The sequence below is a fragment of the Cognatiyoonia koreensis genome, assembly GCF_900109295.1.
In the GTDB taxonomy this organism is placed as follows: Bacteria; Pseudomonadota; Alphaproteobacteria; order Rhodobacterales; family Rhodobacteraceae; genus Cognatiyoonia; species Cognatiyoonia koreensis.
Window position 1 is genome coordinate 1,310,058 of record NZ_FOIZ01000001.1, and the last position, 19,969, is coordinate 1,330,026.

The following is a 19,969-nucleotide window of genomic DNA, read 5'->3' on the forward strand; positions in this document are numbered from 1 at the left end:
GGTGGCGAGGTACAGGTCAGGATTTCCCCACCCCCTGCTTTGAAGGGGTAGCCAAGGCACTACGCATCTGATTTCCTTTTCGTAATTTAATGAGAGGACAGTCCATGCGTTTCCTTGCTCCGTTTCTTTTGACTGCTTTCGCCACTGCTTCTTCCGCACAGGACAATCCGAACACAATTCTGGTGTTGGATGGTTCCGGTTCAATGTGGGGACAGATCGACGGCGTGGCAAAGATCACCATTGCCCAGGAGGTCGTCAGCGCGCTGATGGACACCATTCCACCAGAGCAGAATATCGGACTGACCGTCTACGGCCACCGCGAGCGCGGGAACTGCACAGACATTGAAACCATCGTCGCCCCCGGGCCCAATACGCGCGACGCTATCCGGGACGCCGTGAACGGGATCAAGCCGTTGGGCAAGACACCGATGACCGATAGTATCATCGCCGCCGCCGAAGCGTTGCGCTATACCGAGGACAGCGCGACGGTCATTCTGGTCAGCGACGGCGTTGAGACTTGCAACCCTGATCCGTGCGCAGCAATGCGTTTGCTTGAAGAAGCCGCGATTGATTTCACTGCCCATGTCGTCGGATTTGATGTGGGTTCGGACGCAGTCGCGTTAGCACAGATGCAATGCATCGCCGAGGAAACCGGCGGCCAGTTTTTAACTGCAGACAATGCAGAGGAACTCGGGGCGGCGCTGCAGACAGTCGCCGCCGAACCTGATCCGGTTGGGGTCACTATGACGTTCACGGCTGTCGTCGGCGAGGACGCCGCGCTGGTCACAAGCCCGGTGCTTTGGGACATCAACAGCGATGCGGGGATGTTTGCCGAGGACTTGGATGGCAACCCGTTGACGGCCGACCTTCTTGAAGGTGCCTATGTCGCAACTGCTTACAGCCTTGAATACGAGCAGACAGTCAACGTTGATTTCATAGTGATCGACGGTGGCGCGACTGAGGTTACTGCTGTCTTTGAAGAACCAATTCCCACGGCGCGACTTGTCGCGCCAAGCAGCGCGCCTGCTGGGTCGAACGTTCAAGTGGGCTGGGACGGGCCGGGACATGAGAGTGATTTCGTCGGTATAGGCGCGGTCGGGGCCGAGGGCGGCAACCAATGGCAAAACTACACCTATGTAAGAGACGGCAACCCGATCACATTGCTGATGCCCGCCACTGCGGGCGACTATGTCATCCAATACTTTTCGAACGACGGTGCACGTACTGCAATCGCGCAAACTCCAATCACCTTGTTGCCGGTTGAGGCCAGCATTACCGCGCCAGCAGAGGCTCCGGCGGGTGCCGAGATCAGCGTAGCCTGGACCGGACCGGACTATGACAGTGATTTCATTGGGATTGGCAAAGCGGATGCCGAAGGCGGCAACCAGTGGGAAAACTACACGCGCACAAGCGACGGCAGCCCGCTTATGCTCTTGGTACCAACAGAACCCGGTGACTATTTGATCCAGTATTTCGTGAATCAGGACCGGACAATATACGCGACCGCGCCGATCAAGGTTGTCGATGTGAAAGCAAGCATTACTGCCCCGACAGAAGCGCAGTCAGGCTCAGAGGTTGAAGTTACGTGGACCGGTCCGGGCTATGAAAACGATTTCATCGGGATTGGCAAAGTTGGTGCCAACGGCGGCAACCAGTGGGAGAATTACACCCGCACAAATGAAGGCAGCCCACTGACCCTGACTGTGCCGACGGAACCGGGCGATTATCTGATCCAGTACTTTATCAATCAGGATCGCGAGATTATTGCGACGGCAGCTTTGACCGTAACTGACGTTGCTGCGAGCGTCACTGCCCCCGCTTCCGCTCCCGCGGGATCGGATATTACCGTCAGCTGGACGGGACCGGATTATGAAAATGACTTCATTGGAATTGGCAAGGTCGGCGCAACCGGAGGCAATCAGTGGAAGAACTACACACGTACCTCTGACGGGGCGACGTTGACCCTGACGGTGCCTACGGAACCGGGCGATTATCTGATCCAGTACTTCGTGAATCAGGATCGCACGATCATCGCCAGTACGCCCTTTATAGCTGAACCGGTCAAGGCAACGATCACGGCACCAGATACGGCCGTGGCAGGACAGACGATTTCTGTCACATGGGAAGGCCCCGACTACGAAAGCGACTTTATCGGCATCGGTGAGGCTGGAGCCACAGGCGGAAGCCAATGGGTGAATTATACGCGCACGAACGAAGGCGAAACGCTCGCTTTGCGGGTGCCCTCTTTGCCCGGCGATTACGTAATCAAATACTTCGTAAATCAGGACCGCTCGGTCCTCGCCCAGCACCCGATCACAGTGTCAGAAGCGACGGGCCGGTTGATCGCACCCGCAACGGCACCTGCCGGAACTGACCTGATCGTAGGATGGGACGGGCCCGATTACGAAGGCGACTTCATCGGTGTTGGAAAGGTTGGAGCCGAGGGTGGCGGACGTTGGGAACGCTACGAGCGCACCAACACCGGCAACCCAGTGACAGTGCGGCTGCCGGATGAACCGGGAGACTACGAGGTGACCTATTTCATAGATCAGGGACGCGTGCCGATCGCGACGGTGCCACTCACCCTTGAGTAAAACGAAAATGGGCGGCCATCATAGAAGGCCGCCCAAAATGTTTCGCATGCGAAACAAATTATCAAATATTAACAGGTGCTTAACAGCATTTTTTTGTGCTTGGCTCAAGCTGCAGCGCAACTTGAACCACGCATTAGTCGCAGAATGATTGGGCAGTGGAACCAGCCGTAAGATCGGCGTTGCTTAATGCCTTCCTGCCCAAATTGGCCGACTACATATGAATCACGCGCCCGTACGCATCCAGCACGCTTTCATGCATCATCTCTGACAGTGTCGGATGCGGGAAGACAGTGTTCATCAGGTCTTCTTCAGTGGTTTCGAGCTGACGACCAACGACATAACCCTGAATTAGTTCAGTCACTTCAGCGCCGACCATGTGCGCACCCAACAATTCACCCGTCTTTTCGTCAAAGACAGTTTTGATCATGCCTTCGGGTTCGCCCAATGCAATCGCTTTGCCGTTTCCGATGAAAGGAAAGCGGCCAACCTTGACCTTGTAGCCCAGCTCTTTTGCTTTGGCTTCCGTGTAGCCGACCGATGCGACCTGCGGATGGCAATAGGTACAGCCGGCGATGCTTTCCGGTTTGACCGGATGCGCGTGCTTGCCTGCGATGAGATCTGCGACCATCACACCTTCGTGGCTTGCCTTGTGGGCCAGCCAGGGAGCACCTGCAATATCGCCGATCGCGTACAGCCCATCGACGCCTGTGCGGCAGAATTCGTCAGTTACCACATGCGTGCGGTCAATCTTTACGCCAAGTTCTTCAAGTCCCAGATTTTCGACATTGCCGACGATGCCCACTGCCGAAATCACGGTATCGAAGTCGTGCTTTTCGATTTTTCCGCCAACTTCAATGTGTGCTGTGACTTTGCCCTTGGCACGATCCAGCTTCTTGACCATGGCTTTTTCCATGATCTTCATGCCCTGCTTGACGAATTGCTTCTTGGCGAAGGCAGAAATTTCTGCGTCTTCGACTGGCAGCACGCGATCCATGACCTCGACAACAGTGGTTTCGGAACCCATCGTATTGTAGAAGCTGGCGAATTCGATACCGATCGCGCCAGACCCGATGACCAACAGTTTCTTTGGCATGCGGACCGGCTGCAGTGCGTGCTTGTAGGTCCAGACCAGATCGCCGTCTGCTTCAAGGCCCGGAAGTTCACGCGCCCTTGCACCAGTAGCAAGCACGATGTTCTTCGCGGTCAGTTCCTCGGTGCCCTTTTCGGTCTTGACGCTAACCTTGCCCTTGGCGGGGATTGTCGCCTCCCCCATGATCGTCGTGACTTTGTTCTTTTTCATCAGGTGGCCAATGCCGCCAGATAGCTGACCTGCAACATTGCGCGAACGTTTGACCACAGCGTCCAAATCAAAGCTGGCTTTGTCGACGGACAGGCCGAATTCCTTCGCACGATGCATAAGGTGGAATACTTCCGACGAACGCAGCAGGGCCTTTGTTGGAATACATCCCCAGTTCAGGCAGATGCCGCCCATGTGCTCGCGCTCGACGATTGCGACATTCATCCCCAGCTGTGCACCGCGGATAGCAGCGACATATCCACCGGGGCCGGCTCCGATCACGATAAGATCAAAGTTCTTCGCAGCCATGAGTTTCTCCTCTCCGAAACAGTTTGTTTAGCGTTAAACTAATTCTCAGCGAACCACTAGTGACCTGGCGTCATGCCCGCTATGGGCTCTGCGCAAAGCATACAATCAGGCTGCTTCCGCCTGCACTTTGCGCAAAATAGCACCATAGCCGCCGTTGGACATGAAGTCCTGTTCGGCTTGGGTAGACACGCGGTGCAGCGCTGCGTTGCGATAGGGAAACCGACCGAAGCGGCGAATAATCTCGCGGTGAGCTTTGGCATGATCGATATTATTCTCGCCTGTTTCCGGCATGCGAGAATGGATCAGACGCACTGCACGATCCTGATCCGTCAGGTTTTCCGAGTGCATCAATGGCAAGTAGAAAAACTGCCGCGCAGGTTCGTCGATCCGCATGTCCCAATCATTGTTAATCGCCAGTTTCGCTGCTGCGCGGGCCAGACCATCGGTCGAAAATGCCTGCGCATCATTGCGAAACATGTTTCGCGTCAATTGGTCCGTCAGAATAATATATGCCAATGTTTCGGACGCGCAGGTCAGCCAAAGACCAAGATGCCCGTCAGCCGCGCGTTCCCATGTGGTGAGGAACTTGTCTCGCACTTCTGCGTCAAGCGTTTCTCCTCCGGCATACCAGCCTTTCGGGCCGATCTCGTCCAGCCAGAAATTCAAAACATCCTGAGGAGTTTTCACAACACCGTCCTCCACGAAACCACCGTCACTACTGAAACAGGCAAGTGGCTGTATGACAAGGAAATTTACTTCGCATCGCTGTCTACTTCCTCGGTGTCGATATAAACTTCCTGCGCTATCTCCGCGATTAGCGGCGTTGTCGTTGCCGCGACTGGTGAATATGGAACCGTCTCGAATTCCAGATTGCTGCGCGTGCGGCGGGTCATTCGGTAGGCTGCGTAAGCAGCAATCGCCAATAGCAGTATGGATGAAAAGAGCCAGAAGCCTTCGGCACCAAAGGTGTCCATAACCCAACCAACGATCAGTGGCCCAGCGATTGCGCCAACGCCATTGATGAACAGCAGTCCGCCAGAGGCAGCAGCCATATCATCCTTTTCGAGATAGTCATTAGCATAGGCAATCAGGAGCGCATAAAGCGGGTTCGATGTACCCCCAACCAGCGCGGCACCGATCAGGATGATTGTAAAGTTGCCGGGTATCAGAAAGGCAAGCATCGCCCCTATCCCGCCAACTGTCGTCGTGATCAACACGAGAATGCGGCGGTCAATCCGGTCGGATATCCAGCCAATTGGATATTGCGCCACGAGGGCTGCGATATAGATCGTCGAAACGAAGACCGAGATCTGGTTCACTGTCAGACCGGCCTTGAGCCCATAGACTGCCGACATCCCAAATTGTGCAGCAAAGATCCCGCCCAGCAGAAACATCCCGACACACGCCAATGGAGACGCCTCAATCAGGCGTGGCAGTGAGAGCGGCTTTGTCTGCGAAAATGCCGGCACTGGTCGGACGGACAGAAGGATCGGTGCAAAGGCAAGCGAAACCAGCACTGAGGGTACAATGAAAAGTATGTACCCGCTGACATCGCCACGCGAAATGATATACTGCGCCGCGACAATTCCCGCCATCTGCACGATCATATAAATCGACAGCGCCTTGCCCCTGTTTTCATTGTCGGATGCATCGTTCAGCCAGCTTTCTGCTGTTACGTAAACACCGCAGAAACAAAAACCGATCATGACACGGCCCAGGACCCATGCCCAGGGTTCCACGAGGACTGGATAAAGGATCAAAACCGCGGAAATCGTGGACCCCAGTGCCGCAAATACCCGCACGTGACCAACCCGCTGGATCAGCAGGGGTGTCGCTTTGGAACTGAAGAGAAAGCCAAGGAAATAGGCCGACATCACGACCGAAAGCTCGAATGTGGTGAAACCCTCCTGCTCGCCCCTCAGGCCAAGCAGAGTGCCTTGCAGGCCATTGCCGATCATCAACATGAAGATGCCAAGGAACAACGCCCAAGATGCACTAAAAACTTTGATCACGGCGCGAATCCTTCGTGAGATGCCTCAACCACATGGATCATCAAAGTTGGCAGATCAATGACACAAGCGACATTGCATAGCTGAATTCGCACATAGCCCGTCTAAGGGGGCAAAAGCAGCGAGCTGTCCCCGTAGGAAAAGAAGCGATACCTGTGCGAAATTGCATGTTTGTAGATCGCCTTGATCCGGTCTGTGCCCATGAGCGCGGAAACAAGCATCATCAGCGTCGACTTTGGCAGGTGGAAATTCGTCATCAGCCCGTCCGTGATCTGGAACTGATAACCGGGCGTGATGAAAATATCGGTTGGTCCCTTCCACGGACCAACCTGCCCTTTCTTGGCAGCGCTTTCGATCAGTCGCAGTGCGGTGGTCCCGACAGGAATGATACGTCCGCCGGCGGCCTTGGTCGCGTTGATCTCTGCCGCTGCACTTTGCGACACATGTCCCCATTCAGCATGCATCTTGTGTTGGGTGATGTCGTCCACCTTCACCGGCAGGAATGTGCCTGCGCCGACGTGCAGTGTGACATGGGAAAAGGTGACACCTTTTTGTTTTAGAGCGGCTAGAAGGTCGGCATCAAAATGCAGCGAAGCTGTCGGTGCCGCCACAGCACCGGCGTGTTTGGCCCAAGCTGTCTGGTAATCAATCTTATCCGCTTCGTCGGCGGGCCGTTTGGCTGCGATATAGGGCGGAAGCGGCATGGCTCCTACATCCGCAAGTGCTGTATCGAAGTCATCGCCCGCCAGATTGAAGGCCAAGATGGCTTGCCCGTCTGAACGACTTGCGACAACCGCGCTGAGATCGTCGGAAAAGACAATCGTTTCGCCATCCTTGACCTTTTTTAACGGCTTGATCAACGCGCTCCAGTTCCCGTTGGTTTGCGGTTCAAGCAACGTCACCTCGATCCGTGCGGTTGTGTGACTTTCCGCAGACTCACGTGTACGATGCCCCGTTAAACGTGCGGGAATGACCTTTGTGTCATTCAGGATCAGCCGGTCACCCGGTGCCAGTTGGTCAACAATATCGCGTACGTGAAGATCATTGAATTCATCGCCATTCGCGACCAAAAGCCGAGCCGAGGTACGCGGACGTGCCGGGCGCGTTGCGATCAATTCTTCTGGCAGAACGAAATCAAAATCGGAAAGCTTCATTCAGTGACCTCGGGCGGGGCGCGACGGAAAATTTCGCGGAACATGCCCGGGGTTAACGCCGAAAGCGGGTTCACGCTGACAGCGGGATTATCAACAGTTCCGGCAATATTGAAGTTAAAACCGATCAGCCCCTCACCGCGTCGCGTCAGAATGGATCCGATCTGGTTGACGAGATAAAATGGCGAGACAACCCCTTGGAAATCCACAGATTTGCTTGACAGCGTGTAGATTCCGTCCAGCGAGATCCCAAGCCCCGGTCCGACAGCACTTGATTGCGTCAAAACAACCTGCCGCGGCGTGAGGCGAAAATTCGCATCCACTGCGTCAAAGGCCAAACCTTGCCCGTCAAGTTGTTGAAGCAATCCAACCACACTGATCGCATCCAGTAATGCTGCCATTGCAGGCGCGTCCTTCACCCGAAGGTTTCGAACCGCCAGCGTGCCGTCAAATGTGCCTTCGCCTGCAGCCGGCAACAGCGTCAGATCAAGCGTTCCACCGATAGCGTTGCGCATGAAACCTGCTGCCCGCACGACGCCGCCTGCGTCGTTGCTGACAAGCCGAACGGCCGACCGGCCATTGCGCGGGGCGACTGTGCCCTGCACAACGGCAGCGCCGTTAACCCGGCCCTGAAACTGGCCGGAGAACCCGCCTGATCCGTCAAAGTCACCGGCAAACGCTGTCAGCGCGATTCCATCGGTGATTTGCAGGCGATCCAGCGCGATGGACATCGGGCCACCGCCCTGCCCACCAGGTCCAAAGCGCGCGCGTCGCAGGTCAAGCACGCCTCCCGCAATTTCAACGGCAACAGGTCGGCCAGCGCCGCGCCCGCGCAGCGTGATCGGTGCGTTCAACCAGTTATCAAGCTGTACTTCACTGAACCGCGCCGCGTTCAATGTGCCGTTGTCATTGAAAGTGATGGCACCACTCGCGGAAAGACCGCCACCGCCAACGTCAAGCGTGTCGATTGACGGCACCGGACCAAGCCGGCCCGCCACACGTAATCGACCTTGTGCTGTGGGGGATTTGGACCAGCCAATTGGCGGCAACGCGAGTTGTATGCCTTGCAGATTTGACGTCAGCGAAAACGCTGGCGCGGCCCCCCGCGCGAGGTCAATCTCAAGTCGCCCACGTCCCGTTCCAGCAACCGAACCGGGTGGCAAACCGATATTGAACGCGTCAAGAAACTGCGGGGACAATTCGATATCCGCCTCCACACGGCTTTTCCCGTTCGCGGCCGGACCAATCGGTAACGTATAACTGCCGACAACTGGGACACCGTCAACGCTGACGGCCCCTTCAAAACGCAATTGTGTATTCGTGGCCCTCAGCAAGACCGTGCCACCTGTCAGCGTCCGGTTGGGGATAATACTGTCAGAACTGACCCGCCGCAGCGTTCCTGCAATGTCAAACTGGGTCTCACCCGGTTCTGGTCTTCGTCCCAGCGGGAACGTAATCGTGCCATTGATCAGTGCCCGCCCATCAGCAAGCGTCACCGCGCGGTTTGCCTTGCTCAGGAACTGGAAGGGCTCCTGATCAAGTATGGAAAGCGCGGCAGTGATCGCGCTGTCGCTTATTAAGTTCAGCGACATCTCGTTTTCCTTGCGTGTAACGTCCGCGATCACAAGCGTAGATCCCGCGATATCAAGCGCGCCGCCGGTGGAGGCAATCACCCTGCCCTTGTCCAGCGAAACCGCGAACCGGTTGTTCGCCAGACTGACATAACCCGCCCCGTCCGAAATCCTGGGCATCGTGCGCATGAATTGGATCGTTGCGTCTTCAAAACCAAATCCCGCAGCACTGCGCGTCGGGCTTCCGGGATATGACCGCAGTGAAAATGTCAGGTCGCGGTAATTCGCGGTCGTCAGGTTGTTCACAAACCACTCACGCGTTCTTGGAATTGTACCTTGCGGCCACAAGCGATGGAGCGTCTCATTGTCCAACCGGTCCCCACGAATATCGAGCGCGATGATCCAGCCTTCTGGCGTTGCGGCTGCATGCCCTTTTCCGATGGCCATAATCCGGGCGTCGTCAATGACCGCCTGACCGATTTCCAGAACAAAAGGATTGATCTGGAGCCTCAAGTCGACGGATGCCGTTTCGATCAGCAATGGTAATTCATAGATGCCGGGGGGATTGATCTGCAGATCCGTGAACTGGAACTGACCGAGAAAAGTTTCTGGTATTCCGTCCGTCAGATTCTGCGCAATCGCTTGCCCCTGCCCCGTGAAGGCCCCACGATCCGAGTGCAGGTCAAGCTGATCGAACGTGATCAAATTGCGCGCCGGATCAAACACCAATGCGATATCTGCTCCGTCAAAGGTGACAGGTGTGGCTCCTGCCTCTGGTCGAAACACGCCAGAGCCAATGTTCAGGGATGCCGTCAGCGGTAAGAGCTGTCCGCGATCATCCAGACCGGTGCTCAGTTCTGCAGTTAGTGATGCGTCCACACCGGACATCCAGCTGATCGCCGGTGACTGGGTCGCAAGATCACTCGCGGCGATATTGGCGACCCTTAACAAGAGATCAGCAGCCGTGCTGTTACGGGGGCTTTCGAAAACGATATCAATGCTTGCTGGCGTTTCGCTGGTGTTCAACGGCAGATCACCTGTGACGCGCGTTACGTCATTGCGCAGATCAAGTGCCAGCTGGCCCCCGTCGATTGTCCAAGTCTGCTTGGCGCGCGCATCCTCATAAATCAAACCAAGCTGGTTGATCCGTACTTGCTCCATCGCCTGCAAGGCGGGTCTGTCGAAGACGGCTTCGCTCTGCTCGATCAGAGTTGTCAGGTTCGGAGCATTTCCAAGCGCGTCGGCGTCGCGATCAAATGCAAGTGCGACGGTTCCGTCAGCCGCCCGCTTTAAAGAGACATCAACGCCTGTCAGGTCGATTTCCTGCATCAAGGCTGCACGTTCAAAGAATAGACCGCGCGGCGACATCAGCCCCGCAATCTCATCGATTTCTGCAAGGACAGCGCCCTCTGCATCACGCAAGGTCGTCGCCGTCAGTTTGACGCGCGGATGCAGGTCGCGCCCCACGTTGATTGTGATTTCTCCGAATTCAACGCTTCCCCCGGCGAGGATCAGCGCCGCGCGCTCTTGCACCCGGTTCTTGACCCAGGAAGGTGCAGTCACATCGTTGTCGATCAGCAGAATGGACAGCAGCAGCACGACGGCGAACGGGATCGTGGCGAGCAGCCAAATCGCACGCAAAGAATGGTGCACGGCTTTTCGACCGCGCCCTTTTTTTGGTGTCGGGAGGTCTTGAACCACCGCGTCGTTGCTGTCGGTCATCGTGTGTCTTGTTTCCTTCGCGCTCTTTATCTTTGCGCGTCGCACTCTAAAACGAAACGAGAAAATGATCGAACGCCAGCCACAAAGGACCATTCAGATGAGTGACGTTACAGTCGGCCAACCCGCACCCGCCGTAAGCTTGCCCCGTGATGGCGGCGACGTAGTCAGCCTTGCCGATTTTTCAGGAAAGCAGGTTGTGCTTTATTTCTACCCGAAGGACGACACCCCAGGGTGTACCAAAGAAGCAGTTGGCTTCACAGACAAGGTCGATGAATTTGCGGCTGCGGGGGCAGTCATCCTTGGGGTTTCCAAGGATTCCGTCGTCAAGCATGAAAAGTTTCGCAAAAAGCACGATCTGAACATTGCACTTTTGTCAGATGAAGACGGGGATGTTTGCGAACGTTACGGTGTGTGGGTCAAAAAGAACATGTACGGCAAGACATACATGGGCATCGAGCGGGCAACCTTCTTGATTGGTGCAGATGGCAACATCAAGGAAATCTGGCGCAAGGTAAAGGTACCGGGGCATGTCGACGCCGTGCTTGCGGCGGTAAAGGGGTGAGGATAGTCGATCCATCTATCTGCCCTGTTTTCAACGGAACTAACTGATGAGACCGCTCGCAGAGATGGCAGTCGCAGTGCTGCAAACAGCAGATCCATGGGAAAAGACGCAGAAGTCGCGTGCGTATGCAGCCGAATGGCAAGCGGCGCGGCAAGCTGGACAGACCCCATCGATCGGCCGATGCGCACCGCCTTTGCGACCCGCCCGCCCAGACGCACCTGCGTTGCTTGACCCGCGTGATGTGCCGCGCCGCAAACCCGGCACACCGGAGGGACGATGTGCGATCCTCCATGCCGTGGCGCATATCGAACTGAACGCGGTCGATCTTCATTGGGATATCATCGCGCGCTTTACCGAAACGCCGATGCCCATTGGTTTCTATGATGACTGGGTTAAGGCCGCTGACGAAGAATCCAAGCATTTCAACCTGATGTCCGAGTGCCTTGAAGTCCAAGGCAGCCACTATGGAGCGCTTCCGGCTCATGCTGGAATGTGGCGGGCAGCAGAAGATACGGCGACAGACTTCATGGGCCGACTAGCAGTCGTTCCAATGGTTTTGGAAGCGCGCGGGCTCGACGTGACACCGGGTATGATCAAGATTTTCCAGAACGCGAAAAACACACAGGCCGTCGACGCGTTGAATGTGATTTACGCCGAAGAAGTTCACCACGTTGCCTATGGATCGAAGTGGTTTCATTTTCTTTGCGGGCGGCACAATCTTGACCCGACAGGCGTGTTTCACCAACTGGTCCGGACCTATTTTCACAGCGAACTTCGGCCACCGTTCAACGAGGAAAAACGCGCTGAAGCGGGGATTCCTCCCGATTTTTATTGGCCCTTAGCGCAAGAGACCGGTGCAATACGGTAAAAACCGGCAACATCCCGCCCAACTCACTCGATTCCCGTGCTTCTTCCCGCAAAAGCGTTGCAGCACAGTCGCAGTCTGGCTAACACCGACCGGAGTGGCGAAAACGGGGGTGGGACCCTGCCACGAAACGGGACGGGACAAGGGACAGAACAGTGCGATCGCGACTAACACAACGTATTCACGCAAAGCTTGAAAAACATCTTCCGGAGAAGCGGTTATTTCTGCGCTCTGATACTGAAACACGGTTCATTCGCCTTAAATCAGAAACGCAACTTGTCGCTTGGATCGGCAGCATTGCCGTTGTGGCTTGGACGATCATCGCAACCGCCATTCTTTTGATGGACAGCATCGGTGCCGGCAACTTCCGCGCACAGGCTCAACGCGACCAAATGATCTATGAACAGCGCTTGAATGCCCTTTCAGCCGAGCGCGATGCCCGCGCCGCTGAGGCTGTCGCTGCACAAGAACGGTTCAGCTCTGCCTTGGCACAGATTTCAATCATGCAAAGCGAGCTTTTGAACACGGAAGACCAGCGCCGCGAACTGGAAACAGGCCTTGACGTCGTGCAGGAAACATTGCGCGACGTGATGCATGAACGCGAAGCGGCAGAAGACCAGATCGCCGCACTTAGCGCGACTGATGGCGGTCAAACAGCCGAAGCGATCAGCGAAGAAGCCGGTGGCACCGTCGATCTGCTTGCAAGCGCGCTGGCGCAAACGGCTGCAGAACGCGACCAGATCGCGGAAGATGCCCGCTTTGCATTGGATCACGCAGCCGAAACCGAGCTGGAACTGCGGTTGCTGCAAGAAAAGAACGACGAGATATTCCGTCAGCTCGAAGAAGCCATGCTTGTGTCTGTCGAACCTCTGGACAAGATGTTCCGCAATGCGGGCCTGAACCCCGAAAGTCTGCTATCAGCTGTTCGCCGCGGTTATTCCGGCAGTGGTGGACCGCTTGCGCCAATTGCGTTCTCGACCAAAGGCGGCGGGCCTGATCCGGATGCTGGTCGTGCCAATGCGATTCTCGACCGTATGGACCGGATCAACCTCTACCGCATCGCGGCAGAGCGGGCACCTTTCGATATTCCTGTGAAAGCGAACTTCCGCTTCACTTCTGGTTTTGGCCAGCGGTGGGGACGACTTCATGCCGGCACCGATTTCGCGGGGCCAATTGGCACGCCGATCTATGCAACAGCAGACGGTGTAGTGACATCTGCTGGCTGGTCGTCAGGATATGGTAGACTGATCAAAATTCAGCACGAGTTCGGCATCGAGACCCGTTATGCGCACCTGAATTCGATGCGTGTTTCAGTCGGTCAAAGGGTCTCGCGCGGGCAACGAATTGGTGATATGGGCAATTCTGGACGGTCGACCGGACCACATCTGCACTATGAGGTGCGCGTGGGCGGAACGCCTGTAAATCCGATGACTTATATAAGAGCTGGACAAGATGTTTTCTAAATCCAAAATCAACGAGCCCGGCCCTGCGGCCGATGCATCCAAGACCGACGCATCAAAGACTGCGACACCGGCGGCGACCTCTGACTACAAGCCGAGCGCATCGCCAAAGACAAAGCCGCCAGCATCTACGCTGTCTGCCGATCTGCTCATTACAGGAAACCTCAAGACAACTGGTGACATCCAGATCGAAGGTCAGGTTGAAGGCGACATTCGCGCGCATTTGCTGACCGTTGGCGAAGGTGCCACCGTTAAGGGTGAGGTCGTGGCAGATGACGTCGTCGTCAATGGCCGCGTCGTCGGTCGCGTCCGTGGCCTGAAGGTGCGTCTGACCTCGACCGCCCGTGTCGAAGGGGACATCATCCACAAGACGATCGCAATCGAGTCGGGCGCACATTTCGAAGGGTCCGTGCAACGTCAGGATGATCCGCTGGCAACAGGTGCTCCGGCCAAGAAAATGCCGACAGAAGCACCGAAGACCTAAACTTTGGCTTCTGGTTCAAGATAAAAGCGTCCCAACGGGGCGCTTTTTTTATGCCAACGCGCGACGGTAAAGATGCCAGGTTGCATGGCCAAAGATCGGCAGGACGATCATCAGCCCGAGAAACATTGGCAAGAGTGCTGCGATGCTGAGCAACGCAATTATGCCAGCCCACAGCAGCATTGGCACGAGGTTCTGTTTGACAACGGCAAGACTGGTCAACATGGCGGTGACGAAATCCACCTCGCGATCAAGAACAATCGGCAGGCTGACGACAGTAAGTGAAAACAGCAGGAACGCGAGAATTGCCCCAATGCCAAGTTCCACGACAATCATGAGCAAGCCGTTTGGCGTCAGAAAAACTTCAAGACTATCCGTAACATTCGTCATGGTCGAAAGCCCCATGAAAAGCGCGAAAATCATGTGCGCAAGAAATGTCCAGAACAAGAAGTAGATGACGATGATCGCACCCAGCCACGGCAGCTGCCGTGTGCGTTCGTTCCAGACAACCCCGAGGATTGCGCTCCAGTTCAGAGGTTCACCTTTTTCCATCCGCCTGCTGACTTCATAAAGGCCCGCAGCAGCAAATGGCGCGATGAGTGGAAAACCCAGCGATGTTGCAAGGGTCCAGGTGACATGCCCTGCCCCAAGCCAGAGCATCAGAAATCCACCAATCACATAGACGGCGCTGAAGAACAGCCCGAAAGCAGGTGCCTTCCTGAAATCGCGCAAACCCGCCTTAAGGATCAGTGCAAGGTCTGAAATGCGGATTGGATTTATAGCGAGCTGTGCCATGTCAGTCCGAATTGAAGCAGTTGCAGATCGGCATCTTGCCGACCGATGATTTGAAGTCCCATGTGCTGTCCGGGAATCGGCACAGCCAGTGCGGGCAAGCCGATCAAAGAGGCAGGAACGACCACCTCCATCCAGCGGTGATATGTGTCCATCTTGCGCCCTGCGATCTCTTTTGGCCAGTCCCAGCTGATCGGGAAAGGAAAACACTGCGCAGTGGGCAACACCAGCCCGTCATAAATTTCGAAGAGCTTTGATGCTATCGAAAACCAGTTCGACCGGATCAGGCTGGCCCGCTCGACGTCCACAAGTGACAGTGCAAGCCCGCGTTCGACTTCCCAGATCGCTTCGGGCTTGAGTGAATTCCGCGTGCTCTTATCGGTATATAGTGGGCCAAGGTTTTGTGCGACAGACCAGCTACGCAAGGTGATCCACGCGTCCCAAAGTTGTTCGGCGGGAAAAGGTGGTCCAATATCTGCGACGTCATACCCGGACATCGCGGCGGTACAAGTATCAATCACACCCGGCTCCATTGCATAGGCTCCGCCCCAGTCGCCGAGCCATGCCAGCCGCAGCGATCGGCCAGCATTGATCTCTGGCAGTGTCGGTTGTGCCGTGCGACTGAGGGGTTGGCGTGAATCCGGCCCGGACTGAACATCAAGCAGCAGAGCAAGATCAGACGGCGTGCGCGCCATCGGCCCGTTCGTTGCAAGCTGATGCAGATACGTATCGCCGCGCGGTTCGGACGGTACCCTGCCCCACGTCGGTCGCAGCCCATAAACGCCATTCCAGCCTGCTGGGTTACGCAGACTACCCATCATGTCGGACCCGTCGGCAAGCGCAACCATATGGGTTGCAAGCGCGACTGCGGCACCACCGGAAGAGCCACCAGCCGATTTGCCGTGCAGATGCGCATTCTGCGTTTCGCCAAACACTGAATTAAAAGTGTGGCTGCCCAACCCAAATTCAGGTGTGTTGGTTTTTCCAATGATGATCGCGCCTGCATCCTGAATGCGTTGCACCATGATGTCAGAGGTGTCGGGTATCGTTCCCTTGAGCGCAGTTGACCCCATTGACGTTGCGATTCCAGCGACATTGGCAAGGTCTTTTACCGCGAATGGCAATCCATGCAGCGGGCCTTTCTGATCTGTACGGTCCGCCTCTCGCGCCTCATTCAGCAATGCGTCCGCGGCACGCAGTGACACGACCGCGTTGACCACTGGATTGACCTGCGCGATCCGATCGAGGGTAGCTTCCATTAGATCTACGGCGGTCAATTGACCTGACCTAATATCTGCCAAGATGCGAGTGGCGTCTCGGTGTAGAGGATGTTCCATGCGCAAAGCATGCGCTTGTCACAGTCCTGCTGGCAAGAACCAACTCTGAGGCGATATTCAAAGGGTTATGGCGCTAACCGTCCGCTTGCGCGTCTGCCCGGCTTTTGCCGGATACAGCCAAAGCCAGCGTTGCCCCCATCAGTCCATCCAGGTCTCCGTCAAGGACGCCTTTGGTGTCTGAGGTTTCGTAGTTGGTCCGCAGGTCTTTGACCATTTGATAGGGCTGCAGCACATACGAACGGATTTGGTTGCCCCACCCAGCATCACCGGCATTTTCATGGGCTTCGTTTACAAGCGCGGATCGCTTGTCGAGTTCCATTTGATACAGCCGGGATTTCAATGCCTTCATCGCGATATCGCGGTTCTGGTGCTGCGATTTCTCGGAACTTGTAACAACGATTCCCGTTGGGTGGTGCGTGATCCGCACCGCAGAGTCGGTCGTGTTGACGTGCTGTCCACCGGCCCCTGAGGAGCGGTAGGTATCAATGCGGATATCTGCGGGATTGACCTCGATCTCGATGTTGTCATCGACGACCGGATAGACCTTGACGGATGTGAACGACGTATGCCGCTTTGCTGCGCTGTCAAAGGGAGAGATGCGCACTAGGCGGTGTACGCCACTTTCCGATTTCAGCCAGCCATAGGCATTGTGACCGCTGATCTTGTAAGACGCGGATTTGATCCCGGCTTCATCACCCGCGCTTTCCGACTGCAATTCGACCTTATAGCCCTTGCGTTCGGCCCAGCGGATATACATTCGCGCCAGCATCGAAGCCCAATCGCAGCTTTCAGTACCTCCGGCACCGGCATTGATTTCGAGAAAGGTGTCATTGGCGTCGGCCTCGCCGTCCAGCAAGGCTTCCAGTTCCTTTTCTGCCGCCTTGGACTGCAGCTTTGTCAGTGCCTGTTCGGCTTCGGCGACGACTTCGGCGTCGTCCTCCATCTCGCCAAGTTCGATCAGTTCGATGTTATCGGCAAGATCCTGTTTAATCCCTTCATACGTTGCGATTGCATCAACAAGTGTCTGCCGATCGCGCATCAGTTTCTGCGCCGCTTCGGCATCATCCCAAAGGTTCGGATCTTCGACGCGGGCATTGAATTCCTCAAGCCGATGTTGGGCCGTTTCAACGCCCAGACGCTGCGCGAGAAGATCCAGCGATGTCTGGATCGCATCGATCGTGTTTTGAGTTTCTGCGCGCATGGGTGTTTTCCATCAAATGTGGTTCTGCAGGCCGTGATAGCCCGCAGTCGTCGTGTCAGCAAGAATGGTTAGTAAAGGCCGCCCGAAGACAGCGAACCAAAGGTCGCACGCGGTCCAACGGTCGTGGACTGACCCGTTGACGTTGTGATTTGCCGTGTTTGGGCAGACACTTCATCGAACAGCTCAAGATCACCACCCATCGCAAAACCGCCATCGAAGGTAATACCAAAGATCGGCTCTTCGCCGGGACGGAAGCACTCCGCAATCACGTTGGCTCCACTTGCGCTGTCAGGAAGACGTGCGCCCGAGAGTCGATCAATCTTGATAAACTGGCATTCCTCAGGGGCCTCGAAGGGACCACCACCGTATTGCTTGATGGCTTCTGACATGAACTGGTTGAAGACCGGTCCGCAAATTCCGCCACCGGACGCACCGCGTCCCAGACTGCGCGGCGTATCGTAACCGATGAAACACCCGGCCGCGATATTGGATGAAAAGCCTACAAACCACACGTCTTTTGCATCGTTCGTCGTTCCTGTCTTGCCAGCGATCGGCACAGGCAGGTTGACCGCACTGCGCGCGGTCCCGCGTTGGACAACGCCCTGCAACATCGACGTCAACTGATACGCAGTGATTTCATTCATGACCCGTTCGCGGTTCGACGAGATCCGAGGTGCCTGCCCCGCAGCGAGAACGAGCGCACTGCAATCTTCGCAGGTGCGTTGATCGTGCCGATAGATCGTCTCTCCGTTGCGATCCTGAACGCGGTCGACCAGCGTTGGTTCGACGCGCTCGCCACCATTTGCGAACATCGAATAGGCCGCGACCATCTTGAACAGTGTCGTCTCATCGGAGCCAAGCGAGGCGGCCAGCACACGGTTCATGTCATCATATACGCCGAATTTCTCTGCGTAATCCGCAACCACGCCGATCCCGACTTCTTGTGCTAGACGAATGGTCATGAGGTTTCGGGACTGTTCGATACCTGTGCGCAGCGGTGTTGGGCCATAGAACTGGTTGGATGCGTTCTTTGGACGCCAGATCCCCTGCGGCGTGTTAATCTCGATCGGGGCGTCAACCACGATGGTTGCAGGCGAATAGCCAGAATCGAGTGCAGCGGCATACACGAACGGCTTGAAGGCAGAACCCGGCTGACGTTGCGCTTGCGTGGCGCGATTGAAGTTGGAGCTTTGGAAACTGAACCCACCCTGCATCGCAAGAACCCGGCCAGTATTCACGTCCATTGCCATAAACCCGCCGGTGACTTCGGGCACTTGCCGTAAAGTCCAGCGGATGAAAGCACCATCGGTGTCCTGCGTCATGCGCCGCACATGCACAACGTCGCCTGGCGCAAAGTTGTCGAAGAAATTCCCGCGCATCCATTCGATATCGTTACGCGGCACGATCCATGGTTCCGCATCGGATTCGGCCATCCCTTCGATACCGATTTGCAACTGGTTTTCATCGACCGCAAGAACGACGGCAACATGCCAAGGGTTTTCCAGGGCAATGTCGCGAGGCACAACCGTGTTTCCCAAGGCTGCACGCCATGCCGCTTCGCTTTCCAACGCTTCGACCGGGATGGACTTGCCTGTGCCCCGCCATTCGCCAACACTGCGGTCGAAACTTTCAAGGGCCCGTTGCAGCGCATTTTCTGCCTCGACCTGCAAATCAGGGTCGACGGTCGCGCGGATCGAGAATCCGGCGGACGAGAATTGCTCTTCTGACATGCCGAATTGCTGTGTTACGCGGCGACGGATTTCAGCCGTGAAATAATCGCGATCCGGCCGTTCGCTTTGGTAGCTTGGGAAATCACCATTCTGGACGGTACGCAACGGATCGGCCAAAGCTTCATCGTATTCTTCCCGTGTCAAATAGCCGTTCTGATACATCTCGCGCAGGATAAAATTGCGACGGTCAATGGCATCTTCACGGTTTTTGACCGGGTGATAGCTATAGGGTGCCTTCGGATGCACAGCGAGGAACGCGGCCTCTGCCGGTGTCAACTGGGCCAACGGTTTGTTAAAGTAGGAAAGCGCGGCGGCGGTCACACCAAAGCTGCGCACGCCCAGATCGATTTCCGTCAGATAAATCTCAAGGATGCGATCCTTGCTCATCGCCTGCTCGACGCGGGTCGCCAGAATGATCTCCTTGACCTTGCGTTCGACCCGACGCGATCCATCGAGCAATTCGTTCTTCATCACCTGCTGGGTAATTGTGGATGCCCCACGCAGCGTTTCGCCCCGCGATGCGACGGCTTCGAACAACGCAGCGCCAATGCCGCGCGCATCATAGCCTGCATGGGTATAGAAATTCTTGTCCTCGGCAGAAATAAACGCGTGCTTCACCAAGTCAGGGATTTCTTCCGCGGGCGTGAACAAGCGGCGTTCTGCGGCGAATTCGTCCAGAATCTGCCCTTCGCCATCATAAATGCGGCTGAGCGTTTTGGGTGTGTACTGCGCCAAGACCTCATGGCTTGGCAGGTCCTTGCCGTAGACATGAAAAATCCCGCCAAGGATTAGTCCCGCCATCAACGTGCCGAGAGTCAACAGCGAAAAAATGCTGCCAAGGAATGACATAATAAAGCGTAACACAGCTGGTCGGGTCCCAATTCTTGC

General features: G+C 56.1%; 14 protein-coding genes. 5 read left to right on the forward strand and 9 right to left on the reverse strand.

The genetic code is table 11. The features are described 5' to 3' along the window. Positions 1 to 104: 104 nt before the first annotated feature. Positions 105 to 2,594, forward strand: a complete 2,490-nt coding sequence (locus BMY44_RS06540) for a VWA domain-containing protein (RefSeq protein WP_165611795.1) — start codon at positions 105 to 107, stop codon at positions 2,592 to 2,594. A 211-nt stretch (positions 2,595 to 2,805) separates the two neighbouring features. Here BMY44_RS06540 and lpdA read toward each other — a convergent pair whose 3' ends face one another. The 5 genes from lpdA to BMY44_RS06565 all read right to left on the reverse strand — a co-directional run bounded on the left by lpdA (position 2,806) and on the right by BMY44_RS06565 (position 10,653). Further along, positions 2,806 to 4,200, reverse strand: coding sequence for a dihydrolipoyl dehydrogenase (lpdA, locus tag BMY44_RS06545; RefSeq protein ID WP_089991792.1), 1,395 nt, complete (start codon positions 4,198 to 4,200; stop codon positions 2,806 to 2,808). Positions 4,201 to 4,305: 105 nt separating this feature from the next. Beyond that, positions 4,306 to 4,887 (reverse strand): DUF924 family protein, encoded by a 582-nt coding sequence (locus BMY44_RS06550; RefSeq protein WP_089994640.1) that lies wholly within the window; start codon positions 4,885 to 4,887, stop codon positions 4,306 to 4,308. 65 nt (positions 4,888 to 4,952) lie between these two features. Beyond that, the gene (locus tag BMY44_RS06555; protein WP_089991795.1) at positions 4,953 to 6,212 is read right to left on the reverse strand and encodes an MFS transporter; all 1,260 of its coding nucleotides are present in this window, start codon (positions 6,210 to 6,212) and stop codon (positions 4,953 to 4,955) included. Between the two features lie 101 nt (positions 6,213 to 6,313). Continuing rightward, complete coding sequence (gene queA, locus BMY44_RS06560; RefSeq protein ID WP_089991798.1) at positions 6,314 to 7,363, reverse strand: tRNA preQ1(34) S-adenosylmethionine ribosyltransferase-isomerase QueA; 1,050 nt, start codon at positions 7,361 to 7,363, stop codon at positions 6,314 to 6,316. Continuing rightward, entirely contained in the window at positions 7,360 to 10,653 is a 3,294-nt protein-coding gene (locus BMY44_RS06565) for a DUF3971 domain-containing protein (protein WP_165611796.1), read from the reverse strand. The genes queA and BMY44_RS06565 overlap by 4 nt, the downstream gene beginning before the upstream one ends. 97 nt (positions 10,654 to 10,750) lie before the next feature. Between BMY44_RS06565 and bcp the strand changes: the two genes are divergently transcribed. From bcp to BMY44_RS06585, 4 genes are all read left to right on the forward strand, one after another. After that, a complete protein-coding gene (gene bcp / locus BMY44_RS06570) occupies positions 10,751 to 11,215 on the forward strand; it encodes a thioredoxin-dependent thiol peroxidase (RefSeq protein ID WP_089991804.1) in 465 nt (154 codons plus the stop codon). A 46-nt stretch (positions 11,216 to 11,261) separates the two neighbouring features. Continuing rightward, positions 11,262 to 12,083: a ferritin-like domain-containing protein gene (locus tag BMY44_RS06575; protein ID WP_089991807.1), complete on the forward strand. Its 822-nt coding sequence runs from the start codon at positions 11,262 to 11,264 to the stop codon at positions 12,081 to 12,083. 152 nt (positions 12,084 to 12,235) lie between these two features. After that, positions 12,236 to 13,543, forward strand: coding sequence for a M23 family metallopeptidase (locus BMY44_RS06580; RefSeq protein WP_089991810.1), 1,308 nt, complete (start codon positions 12,236 to 12,238; stop codon positions 13,541 to 13,543). Continuing rightward, positions 13,533 to 14,024 (forward strand): bactofilin family protein, encoded by a 492-nt coding sequence (locus BMY44_RS06585; protein ID WP_089991813.1) that lies wholly within the window; start codon positions 13,533 to 13,535, stop codon positions 14,022 to 14,024. Before BMY44_RS06580 ends, BMY44_RS06585 begins: the two co-directional genes overlap by 11 nt. A gap of 48 nt (positions 14,025 to 14,072) precedes the next feature. Here BMY44_RS06585 and BMY44_RS06590 read toward each other — a convergent pair whose 3' ends face one another. From BMY44_RS06590 to BMY44_RS06605, 4 genes are all read right to left on the reverse strand, one after another. Next, positions 14,073 to 14,816, reverse strand: coding sequence for a DUF2189 domain-containing protein (locus BMY44_RS06590; RefSeq protein ID WP_089991816.1), 744 nt, complete (start codon positions 14,814 to 14,816; stop codon positions 14,073 to 14,075). Next, the gene (locus BMY44_RS06595; RefSeq protein WP_089991819.1) at positions 14,798 to 16,150 is read right to left on the reverse strand and encodes an amidase; all 1,353 of its coding nucleotides are present in this window, start codon (positions 16,148 to 16,150) and stop codon (positions 14,798 to 14,800) included. The genes BMY44_RS06590 and BMY44_RS06595 overlap by 19 nt, the downstream gene beginning before the upstream one ends. A gap of 73 nt (positions 16,151 to 16,223) precedes the next feature. Beyond that, positions 16,224 to 17,351 carry a peptide chain release factor 2 gene (gene prfB, locus BMY44_RS06600; RefSeq protein WP_089991821.1) on the reverse strand — a complete coding sequence of 376 codons (1,128 nt, stop codon included), beginning with the start codon at positions 17,349 to 17,351 and terminating at the stop codon, positions 16,224 to 16,226. Positions 17,352 to 17,419: 68 nt separating this feature from the next. Next, positions 17,420 to 19,945, reverse strand: a complete 2,526-nt coding sequence (locus BMY44_RS06605) for a PBP1A family penicillin-binding protein (protein WP_089991824.1) — start codon at positions 19,943 to 19,945, stop codon at positions 17,420 to 17,422. Positions 19,946 to 19,969: the final 24 nt, after the last annotated feature.